Below are 12,909 nucleotides of genomic sequence, written 5' to 3'. Positions count from 1 at the left end.
GACTTCAACGGTGACGGCAAGGTCGATGTTCTGGCTCGGGATTCTTCGGGCAGGCTGTGGCTGTATCCGGGTAACGGCGACGGCGGGTGGCTGACCAAGACCCTGATCGGCACCGGCTGGAACGGTATGACCAGCATCTTCTAACCAGGACGGGGTGATCCCTGCCCCGCAGACAGGAAGAGCCTTCCGCACCGTACAGGGTGCGGGAGGCTTTTCCTTTGCCTGCTCACCCGTTCCCGGTGGTCCCAAGCTGGTAACCGGCTCCCTGGAGCGGGTTGCAAACCAGCTCCAGGGAGCCGAGCATGGACGGGCGCTGAAGACCGTCCCTGCGCCCCCGTCCATGCGCCTGCAGCGCGTGTCTCTGCACACAAAAGAGTCCAGGCACCTTCCCGTCGGTGGGAAGATGCCTGGACTTGCCGGTGGATGGTCCGCCCTACGCGCCGTCCCAGAAGGCCGGTGCGGCCTTCATCGGGTCGTTGAGGTCAACGGAGCCGGGTTTCAGGCCCACGCTGAACTGGGTCATCATGTCGTGGTCCTCATGGGGCAGGTTGTGGCAGTGGATCATGTACTTGCCACGGTGCGGTCCGAATTTCATGAGCAGGCGAACGGTTTCGCCCTCGCCGACGTACACCACGTCCTTGGGACCCAGCTCGTAGGAGAACGGGGCGCGACCGTTGCGGCTGAGAATCTGAAAGTCGACGAGATGAATGTGGATCGGATGGAACCACCCACCCGAACTGTTCTCGAACTCCCAGATTTCCGTTGCCCCCAGCTCAGGGTCGGCACATACTCGACGGTATCCGCTGGCGATGATGTCCGCCCAGGAATCCTCCCCGATGACCCAGACGTCGTCGTTACGCTTCACCCGGAACTTGCGCACGCGGGTGTCGCGGGCTGGCTTGAGATTCATCACTTCATGGCCCACCAGCGTCTGTGGGATGGTCTTCCAGGTGCCGTCTGAAGTGTCCACGGGCTGATCCGTCACGTCGAAGGCCATGATCCGGTCTGTGAAGTCGTAGTCGACGTTGTTCTTGTTCGACAGATTTCGCAGCTCTACCCGCTGACCCGGCTGGTATCCGGAGAAGTCGATCAGTATCTCGTACCGCTCGGCGCCTGCATGCCGCCAGGAATCAACCGACTGGGTTTTCGGCATGAGTCCGCCGTCGGTCGCCACGATGTGGACGGCCTCTCCCGTGCTGAGGGTTGGGCGGAACGAACGTGAGATGGACGCGTTGAGGATGCGGAAGCGGTATACGCGGCGCTGCACTTTCATTACCGGCCAGGGCCTGCCGTTCACCAGGATCACGTCACCCCAGAGCCCCGAGTGTGAGTTGTCGTCGTAGGCGAGGCTTCCGTCGGCGGCGAACATGACATCCGACAGCGTCAGCGGAATGTCGAAGTCGTCCTGTGGCAGCAGTTCACGCTCTGCCGGATCGTGCAGACAGAACTGTGCGGACAACCCGGAGTAGGCGTTTTCCGCCGTGGTGTGCACGTTGTGGTCGTGGTACCAGAGCGTTCGTGCCGACTGGAAATTCGGGTACTCGTAATTCTTCGCGAACCCCGGAGGGATAACGTCGCTGGCATACCCATCGAACTGCGGAAGCGACGCTGAACCGTGCAGGTGGGTCGACGTGGACAGCGTGTGGCCGTGCTGGGGGTGCGTCTGCGGCAGTTGGTTGCGGATCTTGAGCACTGCCCGCGTTCCCTGCAGCAGGTCAATTGTGGGTCCGGGAAATATTCCGTTATATCCCAGGATGGGAGTGGTGAGGCGGGGGAGAATCTTCGCGGTCCCGGCCTTCTGGGTCACGCTGTAGTAGTGCACCTTTGCGCCGTCAGGTGCGCGTCCCACTGCGTATGGATCGAGGATCGGCGGAACCGTGAGCGGCACGCGGTATGGCAACGGCATGTCGCTGTCTGCCAGCTTGCTCGCTGACTTGGCGCTGATGGAGCTGAACGGGACGGACAGCGCCCCGGCTCCGATGACTCCTAGTCCCCCGAACGTGAGGACCTGACGCCGAGAAACAGACATCGGTGTTCCTTTCCTAGGATGTATGGAAAGGATGGACCCCGCTACTTGGAGAAAACTAGGACTACCGACCCCGCAAGGGCAGCCTGAGGTCGCGGGATCGTTGCCATATGCGAACCTGTGCCGCGGCAGGCACTAATCTTGAATCGAACCTACCCACACCTCCCCGAACGGACCTTACATGCGCGTTCACATCGCAACCGACCACGCCGGCATGGAGCTCAGTGCACACCTCGTTGCGCACCTCAGTGCCAGGGGACACGAGATGGTGGACCATGGCCCGTCCGTGTACGACGCAGAGGATGACTACCCTTCCTTCTGCATCAACGCAGCACTGGCGGTAGTCGACGACCAGCTTTCGGGACGTGAGGCCCTCGGGATCGTTCTGGGCGGTTCGGGCAACGGCGAGCAGATCGCGGCGAACAAGGTCCGTGGCATACGTGCGGCGTTGGCGTGGAACCTCGACACGGCACGGCTCGCCCGCCAGCATAACGACGCAAACGTTGTAGCGCTGGGCGGACGGCAGCATTCGCCGGAAGAGGCCACAGCCATCGTGGAAGCCTTCCTTGCCGAACCGTTCAGCGGTGCCGAGCGCCATGTACGGCGAATCAGCAAGATTGCCGCCTACGAAGCCACCGGCGAAATCCTCGCGTAGTGCCTGAGGGCCACTCGATCCACCGGCTTGCCCGCCAGTTCACGTCGGTTTTTACCGGTGAGCCGCTGAGAGTAAGCAGCCCGCAGGGGCGCTTCTCGGCCGGTGCGGAGCGTCTTGACGGAGCTGTCCTTACCCGTGCCCGGGCGCATGGAAAGCAGCTCTTCCTGGAATTCGACAATGACCTGGTGATGCGCGTCCACCTCGGTCTGTACGGCGCGTGGAGCTTTGGCGGGGACAGTGAGTTCCGTGGAGCTTCCAGCATCGGTGCACCCAGAAGGGTGGGCGAGAGGGAAACAGCCGACGACGACGCCCCATCCTCCTACACCGGCCCACCGCCGCCAGTGGGAGCGGTCCGTGTCCGGCTGGTTTCCGAACATGGCTGGGCGGACCTTCGCGGTCCAACGGCGTGCGAGCTCATCACGGGCGCGGAACGCGAGGCGGTCATTGGGAAACTTGGACCTGATCCGCTGGACGCGGACTCCGACCCTGCCGAATTCATAAAGCGTGTTCGGCGTACGCGGACTGCCGTAGGTCTCTCGCTGATGAATCAGGCCGTGATCGCCGGTGTCGGCAACGTTTACCGGGCGGAGGTGCTGTTCCGGCGGCGGGTGCATCCGTGGCTTCAGGGAGTGGCGCTCGGCGACAGCGAAGCTCTGGCGCTGTGGGAGGACCTCGTTGTTCTGATGAATGACGGAGTGCGAGTGGGTCGCATTGTTACCACGACACCGAACCACCGTTCAGCGGACGGTTCGAAGAGCGGCCCTGTCCGGGCGGAAGATTCCCACTACGTCTACAAACGGACGGGGCTGGAGTGCCGAATTTGCGCTACACCGGTGGCGATGGCCGAGATGGGGGCCCGAAAGCTCTACTGGTGTCCCTACTGCCAGGCGGCGTGATTCGGGCGGCGCTTTGGCTGATCGCCCGACAGTGGGCTGGGGCTGGCCCAGCTGGAGATTATGGGTGAATCAGCGGGGAAATGGAGGGGATGACGGGAATCGAACCCGCGTAATCAGTTTGGAAGACTGAGGCTTTACCATTAAGCTACATCCCCGGGTTCCGGCGACTCTGGTGGTCGGTTGGAACGCATATAACTACACCACAAGGATATCGAATTCTCAAAATGTGCAACCGTGCGGTTTCTTTCGTAGACTTGCCTCTGCACTAACCGGGGTGTAGCTCAGCTTGGAAGAGCGCCTGCTTTGGGAGCAGGAAGTCGCAGGTTCAAATCCTGTCACCCCGACTCTGTGTTAAACGGTGCAGAAATCTGTATCAACGGTGCAGAACTGATCCCTTGCGGGATCTGATTACCCGGTGCAGAACCGATCCCTATCATTCAGGAGTACTAGGCTGTGAAGAGCGCTGTCGAAAACCTCACTCCCACGCGAGTGAAGCTCAACGTGGAGGTCCCTTTCGAGGAACTCAGGCCGAACATCGAAGCTGCCTACAAGACCATCGCCAGCCAGGTGCAGGTTCCGGGTTTCCGCAAGGGCAAGGTTCCCAACAAGCTCATTGACCAGCGCGTTGGACGCGGCTACGTCATTGAGACGGCGATCAACGATGGACTGAACGGCTTCTACCAGAACGCCGTCCAGGAGACGAAGATCCGTCCGCTGAGCCGGCCCGAGGTGGAAATCACTGAGGTTCCCGACCCCTCAGCGCAGGATGGTCAGCTTCTCTTCACCGTGGAACTCGATATTCGCCCCGAGATCGAGCTTCCCGAATACTCGGGTCTGGAGGTCACCGTTGAGGCCGCCAAGGCGTCCGAGGAGGACGTCGTGAAGGCTCTTGATGAGCTCCGCGGCCGTTTCGGAACGCTCAAGGAAGTGGACCGTCCCTCGACTGACGGTGACTTCCTCACCCTTGACCTGACGGCAAAGATCGACGGCGAGGAAGTCGACTCCGCCGCTGACATCTCCTACCAGGTTGGCTCCGGCACCATGCTTGAAGGCATGGACGAAGCAGTAACCGGTCTCAGCGCCGGCGAGTCCTCCACCTTCGAGACAACCCTCGCCGGGGGCGAGCACACCGGCAAGGCCGCCGAGGTCACGGTCGCCGTAAAGGCAGTCAAGGAGCGTGAGCTCCCCGACGCCAATGATGACTTCGCCCAGCTGGCAAGTGAGTTCGACACCATCGATGAGCTGCGCGCCGATCTGGCCAAGCGGTCAGCCGAGGAGAAGCTTGTCGAGCAGGGTGTGGAAGCCCGCGACAAGGTTCTCGAGAAGCTGCTTGAGCTCGTTGAGGTTCCGGTTCCGGAGTCCGTCATCGAAGAGCAGCTCGAGCAGCACTTCAACTCGGAGAGCAGCCACTCGGCAGGCGAGGACCACGACACCGAAGAGCACCGTGCGGAGGTTCGCAAGAACACCGAGCAGGCCTTCCGCAATGAGATCGTCCTCGATTCCGTCGCCGAAAAGGAAGAAATCGGCGTCAGCCAGAACGAGCTGATCGACTACATCGTCACTTCCGCCAGCCAGTACGGCATGGAGCCGAACCAGTTCGCGCAGATGCTCGACCAGAGCGGTCAGGTTCCGATGATCGTTGGGGAAGTGCGCCGGCGCAAGGCACTGGCCAAGGTGCTCGAGCTTGCGGTCGTCACCGACACCAACGGTGAAACAGTCGACCTCTCCGATTTCGTGCGCCCCGCAGGGGACACAGAGCAGGAGGAGGGTGAGTTGCCCGTCGAGGACGCATCCATCGAGGCAACCGACGAGGCCGCCGTCGTCGAGTCAGATGCTCCCGATGCGGGCACCGAGGACGCGGACGCAGAGTCTACGAAAGCCTAGCTTTCAACCGCTTCAGCAGATGCCGCCAGCCGCGCGCTGGCGGCATCTGCCGTTAAGGCTCCTACTTCCTAACGCCGTCAGCGAACAGTTCAAGGCGCGGGAGCAAAACAACAACCAAACAGGTTAGTGTCCAGTGAGAGAAAAACCTGAGTGAGAGGTCAATCAGCAATGGCATCCGAATCCACCACACCGACCATGGCAACTGTTGATCCTGCCAGCCGCGACGACTACATCTACAACCGACTCCTCCGGGAGCGCATCATCTGGCTCGGCTCCGAGGTACGTGACGAGAACGCGAACGCCATCTGCTCACAGCTGCTCCTGCTGTCGGCCGAGGATCCCGACAAGGACATCTTCCTCTACATCAACTCACCGGGCGGTTCGGTTACCGCGGGCATGGCGATCTACGACACCATGCAGTTCATTCCTAATGACGTCGTGACCGTCGCCACGGGTCTCGCCGCATCAATGGGGCAGTTCCTTCTGTCCTCGGGGACGAAGGGGAAGCGTTACGCCACCCCGCATGCCCGTATCCTTATGCACCAGCCTTCAGGTGGGATCGGCGGCACCGCATCGGACATCAAGATCCAGGCGGAGCTGATCCTGCACATGAAGCGGGTTATGGCCGAGCTCACCGCCGAGCAGACGGGCCAGTCGGTTGAGACCATCCTCAAGGACAATGACCGCGACAAGTGGTTCACGGCGAAGGAAGCCCTTGAATACGGGTTCTTCGATCACATCTCGGCGCACGCGGGGTCCGTCTCCGGCGGCGGCGGCACCAACCGCGACTAATCCGCTTCAAGCCCACTTCCACTGACCTGCCCACACAGGAGGCACAATGAACCACGATTTCCATGCCGCATCCGGCGGCCGGGCCCCCGAGCTGCCGAACAACCGCTATGTCCTCCCGCAGTTCGAGGAGCGCACTCCCTACGGTTTCAAGCGCCAGGATCCTTACACGAAGCTGTTCGAGGACCGCATCATTTTCCTGGGCGTCCAGGTCGACGACGCGTCCGCTGATGACGTTATGGCCCAGCTGCTCGTTCTGGAGTCCACTGACCCCGAGCGGGACATCACGCTTTACATCAACTCGCCCGGCGGATCGTTCACCGCAATGACGGCGATCTACGACACGATGCAGTTCATCCGCCCGGAAATTCAGACGGTGTGCCTCGGCCAGGCGGCCAGCGCTGCGGCGGTGCTGCTCGCAGCCGGTGCGCCCGGCAAGCGTCTCGCGCTTCCGAACGCACGCGTGCTCATCCACCAGCCGGCGCTGGGTGGTGGGCAGGGTGGCCAGGCTTCCGACCTGGAGATCCAGGCCAATGAAGTTATGCGTATGCGCGCCTGGCTTGAGGACACGCTGGCACTGCACAGCGGGAAAACCTCGGAGCAGGTCAACGTTGACATTGAGCGGGACAAGATCCTGACTGCCGAAGACGCCAAGGCTTACGGCCTTGTCGATGAGGTACTTACATCACGGAAGATCAGCCCGCCGAAGATCAACAAGCCGTAGCCGCTGCCATGCGCCCGTGGTCCCTCCCGACAGGGAAAGACCACGGGCGCCATATAGCTGATTCAGGCCGCCGAGTGGCCTAGAGTGGAACTTAGTCGACGCATGGAGACCGTCCCATCACAGCAGTTGGTAGCGGCCGAAGACTTAGGCGGAACACTACAGGACCACGTTAGGGGACTGACACATGGCTCGCATTGGTGAGAGCACCGATCTACTCAAGTGCTCTTTCTGTGGAAAAAGCCAGAAGCAGGTCCGGAAGCTCATTGCGGGCCCGGGCGTCTACATCTGTGACGAATGCATCGAACTGTGCAACGAGATCATTGAGGAAGAGCTCTCCGAAGTTGCCGACCTCGGCACGTTCGAGTTGCCTAAGCCTCGCGAGATCTTCGACTTCCTGCAGGAATACGTCATCGGACAGGAGCCCGCAAAGCGGTCGCTCGCAGTCGCTGTCTACAACCACTACAAGCGAATCCAGTCCGGCCATACCCCCCGGGCGTCGGCGAACCTCTCCGACGCGTCTCCGGCGGAAGACGTCGAGATCGCGAAGTCCAACATTCTTTTGATCGGGCCCACCGGTTGCGGCAAGACCTACCTCGCGCAGACCCTCGCCCGGCGTCTCAACGTTCCCTTTGCGGTTGCGGACGCCACCGCGCTCACCGAGGCCGGGTACGTCGGCGAGGATGTTGAGAACATCCTCCTGAAGCTCATCCAGGCAGCTGACTATGACGTCAAGAAGGCCGAGCAGGGCATTATCTACATCGACGAGATCGACAAGATCTCGCGCAAGAGCGAGAACCCCTCCATCACACGCGATGTTTCAGGTGAGGGCGTCCAGCAGGCGCTCCTGAAAATACTCGAGGGGACCGTGGCCTCGGTGCCGCCACAGGGTGGACGCAAGCACCCGCACCAGGAATTCATCCAGATCGACACCACCAACGTGCTGTTCATTGTCGCGGGCGCCTTCGCCGGCCTGGAGGAGATCATCGGATCGCGGGCCGGCCGGAAGGGCATCGGCTTCGGGGCCCCGCTGAGTTCCCTCAAGAACGAGGAGGCGAGCTACGGCGATGTCATGCCGGAGGATCTCCTCAAGTTCGGTCTGATCCCCGAGTTCATCGGGCGGCTTCCGGTGATCACCACCGTTACTCACCTCGATCGCCCTGCCCTGATGCAGATCCTCACCGAGCCGAAGAACGCACTGATGAAGCAATATCAGAAGATGTTCGCGTTGGACGGAGTGGAGCTCGTTTTCGAGCCGCAGGCGCTCGAGGCTATTGCCGATCAGGCGCTTGAGCGGGGAACAGGCGCCCGCGGCCTCCGGGCCATCATGGAGGAGGTGCTCCTCCCCGTGATGTTTGACCTGCCGAGCCGAGAGGACATCGCGACAGTGGTGATCAGTGCCGCCGTCGTAGACAAAACGGCAGAGCCGACGCTCATATCGCACGACGTCGTGGCCAAGCGCCGCAACAAGTCCGCCTGAGCCGAACGTAACGCTCGGGAATACCCGCGGCCTTGGTCGGGGTTGCACGAAAGAGAAGAGGCTGCTCATGCGGCCCCTATCTAAGTACTTTCCGTGCAACCAAGGAGTTTTCATGACTGCTGCCACCGAGACCGCGAAGAAGGCCGACTTCTGGTTTGACCCGGTCTGCCCGTTTGCCTGGATCACCTCCCGCTGGATGGGTGAGGTCGAAGAGGTCCGTGACGTTGCAGTCGACTGGCACGTGATGAGCCTGTCTGTCCTCAACGAAGGACGGGACCTGTCCGAGGACTATCTGGACATGATGAACCGTGCCTGGGGACCGGTCAGAGTGATTATCGCCGCCTCAGAACTGCATGGGCGGGAAAACATCAAGAAGCTCTACGACGCTATGGGCAGCCGCATCCATAACGGTGGCAACTCCGACTACGAGGCGGTTATCCGTGAGGCACTCGAGGAGACCGGCCTTCCGGCGTCGCTGGCTGAGTACGCGACGAGCACGGAGTACGACGCGCAGCTTCGGGCGTCGCACAAGAAGGGAATCGACCAGGTGGGCGATGAAGTCGGAACGCCGGTAGTCGCGTTCGAGGGCACTGCCTTCTTCGGCCCTGTGCTTACGAGCATTCCCCGCGGAGAAGAAGCCGGACGGGTCTTCGATGGCGCGGTGATGATGGCGGAATTCCCCCAGTTCTTTGAGCTGAAGCGCTCCCGCACCTCAAGCCCGTCCTTCAATTAAGGACAAGTCCGTATAGCTGAGCAAGAAAAGAGAAGGCCCCTCCAGCACAACGCTGGAGGGGCCTCCTCTTTTTCGGCCCGGATCAGGATGGGTTGACGGTTTGCTCCGCTGGAGCCAGGCGAATCTCGCTTACCGACAGATCGCCGTCGTGAACGCGGAGTTCGATGCCGGTTGCGTTGCCTGCCGCACTCAGGTCGGAAAGCGCGGCCTCGAGCTGCCGGACCTGTGTCTCCGAACCGCTGATGACCGCTGAGAGCACCTCGGTGCGCTGCTTGACCTTGGCCTCCGACTTCGCCTTCCGCAGACCGCCCAGCGCAGCACCGACGGTGGCGAGCATGCCGGTATCCGCGTCCAGTGCAGCAGCAGTGAGCGACCCGGCGGAGGGCCACGGCGCACGGTGGACCGATCCATGCCGCCACCAGCTCCATACCTCTTCGGTGGCGAAGGGAAGAACAGGGGCGAAGAGGCGGAGCAACCGGTCGAGGGTTGTCGCCAGAGCCGCCAGTACTGACGCTTTCTGCGCGTCTCCTGCGCTTCCATAGGCCCGGTCCTTGATGAGCTCGACATAGTCGTCGGTGAAGGACCAGAAGAACGTCTCAGTCAGCTGCAGCGCCCGCGCGTAGTCGTACTTCTCGAACGCGGCGGTGGCCTGCTGCACCACCTCGTCAAGGGAAGCCAGCAGGGAACGGTCCAGCGGATTGGTGACCGTCGTTGCATTATCCGCGACGATGTCCGCTTCCGTCGCACCGAGACCAAGCACGAACTTGGAGGCGTTCAGCAGCTTGATGGCGAGCCTGCGGCCGATCTTCATCTGTGCGATTTCGTAGGCGGTATCCGCGCCAAGCTTCGCGGATGCTGCCCAGTAGCGAACGGCGTCGGAACCGAACTGGTCCAGGGCATCTGTGGGAACCACAACGTTGCCCTTGGACTTGGACATCTTCTTGCGGTCGGGGTCCAGGATCCAGCCCGAGATCGCGGCGTGCTTCCACGGCGCGGAATCGAGGATCGAGTCTGCGCGCACCACGGAGGAGAACATCCAGGTCCGGATGATGTCGTGTCCCTGGGGGCGCAGATCGAAGGGGTACACCTTGGCGAACAGGTTCTCATCCCGGGACCAGCCACCGATGATCTGGGGCGAAAGCGACGACGTTGCCCACGTATCCAGGACATCCGGATCTCCCATGAAGCCGCCCGGCTGATCCCGCTGGGCCTCATCGAAGCCCGGCGCCGGTTCCGCTGCCGGGTCCACCGGGAGCATCTCGTCTGAAGGAAGAATCGGGTTCTCGTAGTCGGGCGTCCCGCTGTCATCAAGTGCGTACCAGACCGGGAAAGGCACGCCGAAGAACCGCTGGCGGGAGATCAACCAGTCACCGTTGAGGCCCTCGATCCAGTTCTCGTAGCGGCTGCGCATGAACGATGGATGGAAATCGATCTCGCGACCACGGGCGATCAGTCGTTCGCGGCGGTCAGCATCCCGTCCACCATTGCGGATATACCACTGGCGGCTCGTGACAACCTCCAGAGGCTTGTCACCCTTCTCGAAGAAGTTCACGGGATGGGAAATCTTCTTCGGCTCACCGTCCAGCAGATCAGCCTCCGTGAGCATCTCAGCTACGGCTTCCTTCGCCGAGAACACGGTTTTGCCGGCGATGCGGGCATAGTTGTCCCGGCCCGCCGCCGTCGTAATCCAGTCCGGTGTGTCGGCGATGATGCGGCCGTCGCGGCCGACAATCGCGCGGGTGGGCAGTTCAAGCTCGCGCCACCAGGTGACATCGGTGAGGTCACCAAACGTACAGACCATGGCGATACCGGCGCCCTTGTCAGGCTTGGCGAGCGGATGTGCCTTCACCTCAACCTCAACACCGAACAGGGGAGAGGTCACGGTCTTGCCGAAGAGGGGCTGGTAGCGCTCATCATCCGGGTGCGCCACGAGGGCCACGCAGGCAGCGAGGAGTTCGGGGCGGGTGGTCTCGATGTGGATCTGGGTGCCGTCCGCCGCCTCGAAGGGGTAGCGGTAGTAGGCGCCGGGTACCTCACGGTCCTCAAGCTCTGCCTGCGCGACGGCCGTCCGGAACGTCACGTCCCAGAGCGTGGGTGCCTCAGCGAGATAGGCGTCGCCCTGCTTGAGGTTGGCCAGGAAGGCGCGCTGCGACACCGCTCGGGAGGTTGAGTCGATCGTGCGGTACGTGAGGTTCCAGTCCACTGACAGGCCAAGGGACAGGAAGAGGTTTTCGAAGACTTTCTCGTCCTCGACGGCGAGTTCCTCGCAGAGCTCAATGAAGTTGCGGCGGGAGACGACGTCGAAGTCGCGCTGGTTCTTCGCGGGCTGCGCCGGCGGGCGGTAGTCGGAGTTGTACGGCACGGGTGGATCGCAGCGGACGCCATAGTAGTTCTGCACGCGCCGTTCGGTGGGGAGGCCGTTGTCATCCCAGCCCATCGGGTAGAAAACGTTCTTGCCGGTCATGCGCTGATAACGCGCGATGACGTCCGTCTGCGTGTAGGAGAACACATGGCCCACGTGCAGGGAACCGGAGGCGGTGGGAGGCGGGGTGTCGATCGAGTAGACGCTTTCGCGCGACGTCTCTGTGTTGAAGGTGTACGTTCCTTCGGTGCGCCAGCGCTCGTTCAGAGCGGCTTCGAGGCCCTCAAGCGCGGGCTTGTCGGGAACGTTGATGGGGGCGGGTGTGGGCGTGTCTGTACCCTCGTTGATGTGTGCCATGGACCAATTGTTTCATGCTGGCTGTCTCCACCTGCGTCGGCGCTGCTTGTGGGCTAGTTTGAGTTCATGACTTCCGGACAGGACAGGGCAGCGGTAGTAACCGGAGCGAGCTCCGGCATCGGTGAAGCCACCGTTCGCCGGCTGGCTGCGGACGGCTGGCGTGTGTGGGCGGTTGCCCGTCGCGCAGACAGGCTGGAGCGGCTCGCCGAGGAGACCGGTGCAGTGCCGGTGGCACTGGACATCACAGACGACGACGGCGTTGCCCGCCTGGTGCGGGACGTTACCGAAGCGGGCGGCATCGACACCCTGATCAATATCGCCGGCGGTGCGCGCGGCACGGATTGGGTGGCGAATGCGCGCACCGAGGACTGGGAATGGATGTACGGCGCAAACGTGCTCGGCACCATGAAGCTGATTCGTGCATTCCTGCCGATGCTTCGGAAACACGGGCAGGGCACCGTGGTGAACCTGACGTCGACGGCGGCTCTGGTCGCCTACGAGGGCGGCGGTGGCTATAACGCCGCGAAGGCGGCTCAGCGGGCCATGACCCGGGCCCTGCGGCTCGAGGAGGTCGAGCACAACGTACGGGTGGTGGAGGTCCTTCCCGGCATGGTCCATACGGAAGAGTTCTCGCTTAATCGGCTCGGCGATGAATCCGCGGCGGAGAAGGTTTACGCCGGCGTCGAGAACCCACTCACGGCAGCCGACGTCGCCGACGTCGTCGCCTATGCGGTCTCCGTTCCGCACCACGTCAACCTGGACGAGATTGTTGTCCGGCCGCTGGCGCAGGCGGCTGCGCACAAGGTGATCCGACGGGGTTAACTCGGGCCGGGCCTGGAGAGCATTGTGTGGTTCGCTCAATACAACGCCGCCAGCTAGAATTGACGCAGCAGCTATGACCCGGCCATCACCGGTGAGCTTCCGGAAGAACGCCCGTCGCCTGAGTTGGTAGACATGGATTAGTAGAACCGGACGGGTAAGCCCGTGACAGCAGACATGAAGCGGC

At 62.2% G+C, this 12,909-nt stretch carries 11 protein-coding genes and 2 tRNA genes; 10 read left to right on the top strand and 3 right to left on the bottom strand.

Annotation, left to right across the window (positions count from 1 at the left end; all coding sequences use genetic code 11):
- Nucleotides 1–144 (top strand): FG-GAP repeat domain-containing protein (locus AC5RTB_RS15025; protein ID WP_494061860.1); only part of this gene is annotated, 144 nt, incomplete at its 5' end.
- Nucleotides 145–433: 289 nt separating this feature from the next.
- On the opposite strand, the gene AC5RTB_RS15020 is transcribed toward AC5RTB_RS15025, so the two are convergent.
- A complete protein-coding gene (locus AC5RTB_RS15020; RefSeq protein WP_494061852.1) occupies nt 434–2,029 on the bottom strand; it encodes a multicopper oxidase family protein in 1,596 nt (531 codons plus the stop codon).
- Between the two features lie 178 nt (nt 2,030–2,207).
- Between AC5RTB_RS15020 and AC5RTB_RS15015 the strand changes: the two genes are divergently transcribed.
- Together AC5RTB_RS15015 and AC5RTB_RS15010 are read left to right on the top strand one after the other, a co-directional pair.
- The gene (locus AC5RTB_RS15015) at nt 2,208–2,681 is read left to right on the top strand and encodes a ribose-5-phosphate isomerase (RefSeq protein ID WP_494061851.1); all 474 of its coding nucleotides are present in this window, start codon (nt 2,208–2,210) and stop codon (nt 2,679–2,681) included.
- The gene (locus AC5RTB_RS15010; protein ID WP_494061850.1) at nt 2,681–3,577 is read left to right on the top strand and encodes an Fpg/Nei family DNA glycosylase; all 897 of its coding nucleotides are present in this window, start codon (nt 2,681–2,683) and stop codon (nt 3,575–3,577) included. Before AC5RTB_RS15015 ends, AC5RTB_RS15010 begins: the two co-directional genes overlap by 1 nt.
- 81 nt (nt 3,578–3,658) lie before the next feature.
- Here AC5RTB_RS15010 and AC5RTB_RS15005 read toward each other — a convergent pair.
- Nucleotides 3,659–3,732: transfer RNA gene (locus AC5RTB_RS15005), tRNA-Gly, on the bottom strand.
- Nucleotides 3,733–3,847: 115 nt separating this feature from the next.
- Between AC5RTB_RS15005 and AC5RTB_RS15000 the strand changes: the two genes are divergently transcribed.
- From AC5RTB_RS15000 to AC5RTB_RS14975, 6 genes are all read left to right on the top strand, one after another.
- Nucleotides 3,848–3,921: transfer RNA gene (locus AC5RTB_RS15000), tRNA-Pro, on the top strand.
- Nucleotides 3,922–4,030: 109 nt separating this feature from the next.
- Nucleotides 4,031–5,461: a trigger factor gene (gene tig / locus AC5RTB_RS14995; protein ID WP_494061849.1), complete on the top strand. Its 1,431-nt coding sequence runs from the start codon at nt 4,031–4,033 to the stop codon at nt 5,459–5,461.
- A gap of 195 nt (nt 5,462–5,656) precedes the next feature.
- On the top strand, nt 5,657–6,253 hold the full coding sequence (locus AC5RTB_RS14990; RefSeq protein WP_494061859.1) for an ATP-dependent Clp protease proteolytic subunit: 597 nt from the start codon (nt 5,657–5,659) through the stop codon (nt 6,251–6,253).
- Nucleotides 6,254–6,299: 46 nt separating this feature from the next.
- A complete protein-coding gene (locus AC5RTB_RS14985; protein ID WP_494061848.1) occupies nt 6,300–6,974 on the top strand; it encodes an ATP-dependent Clp protease proteolytic subunit in 675 nt (224 codons plus the stop codon).
- A gap of 184 nt (nt 6,975–7,158) precedes the next feature.
- Nucleotides 7,159–8,451, top strand: coding sequence for an ATP-dependent Clp protease ATP-binding subunit ClpX (gene clpX, locus AC5RTB_RS14980; RefSeq protein WP_490891718.1), 1,293 nt, complete (start codon nt 7,159–7,161; stop codon nt 8,449–8,451).
- Nucleotides 8,452–8,563: 112 nt separating this feature from the next.
- Complete coding sequence (locus AC5RTB_RS14975; protein WP_494061847.1) at nt 8,564–9,184, top strand: mycothiol-dependent nitroreductase Rv2466c family protein; 621 nt, start codon at nt 8,564–8,566, stop codon at nt 9,182–9,184.
- Between the two features lie 82 nt (nt 9,185–9,266).
- Here AC5RTB_RS14975 and valS read toward each other — a convergent pair whose 3' ends face one another.
- On the bottom strand, nt 9,267–11,903 hold the full coding sequence (valS, locus tag AC5RTB_RS14970) for a valine--tRNA ligase (protein WP_494061846.1): 2,637 nt from the start codon (nt 11,901–11,903) through the stop codon (nt 9,267–9,269).
- A 66-nt stretch (nt 11,904–11,969) separates the two neighbouring features.
- Here valS and AC5RTB_RS14965 point away from each other — a divergent pair, with 66 nt between their 5' ends.
- Complete coding sequence (locus AC5RTB_RS14965; protein WP_494061845.1) at nt 11,970–12,725, top strand: SDR family oxidoreductase; 756 nt, start codon at nt 11,970–11,972, stop codon at nt 12,723–12,725.
- Nucleotides 12,726–12,909: the final 184 nt, after the last annotated feature.

The sequence above is a fragment of the Arthrobacter sp. M71 S08 genome, from assembly GCF_059089725.1.
The sequence above is the reverse complement of the archived record's forward strand: the minus strand, read 5'-3'. Positions and strand labels throughout refer to the sequence as shown.

Coding starts and splice junctions, on each gene's coding strand:
- AC5RTB_RS15020 (WP_494061852.1), bottom strand. CDS start 2,029: ATGTCTGTTTCTCGGCGTCAGGTCCTCACGTTCGGGGGACTAGGAGTC.
- AC5RTB_RS15015 (WP_494061851.1), top strand. CDS start 2,208: ATGCGCGTTCACATCGCAACCGACCACGCCGGCATGGAGCTCAGTGCA.
- AC5RTB_RS14990 (WP_494061859.1), top strand. CDS start 5,657: ATGGCAACTGTTGATCCTGCCAGCCGCGACGACTACATCTACAACCGA.
- AC5RTB_RS14985 (WP_494061848.1), top strand. CDS start 6,300: ATGAACCACGATTTCCATGCCGCATCCGGCGGCCGGGCCCCCGAGCTG.
- clpX (WP_490891718.1), top strand. CDS start 7,159: ATGGCTCGCATTGGTGAGAGCACCGATCTACTCAAGTGCTCTTTCTGT.
- AC5RTB_RS14975 (WP_494061847.1), top strand. CDS start 8,564: ATGACTGCTGCCACCGAGACCGCGAAGAAGGCCGACTTCTGGTTTGAC.
- valS (WP_494061846.1), bottom strand. CDS start 11,903: ATGGCACACATCAACGAGGGTACAGACACGCCCACACCCGCCCCCATC.
- AC5RTB_RS14965 (WP_494061845.1), top strand. CDS start 11,970: ATGACTTCCGGACAGGACAGGGCAGCGGTAGTAACCGGAGCGAGCTCC.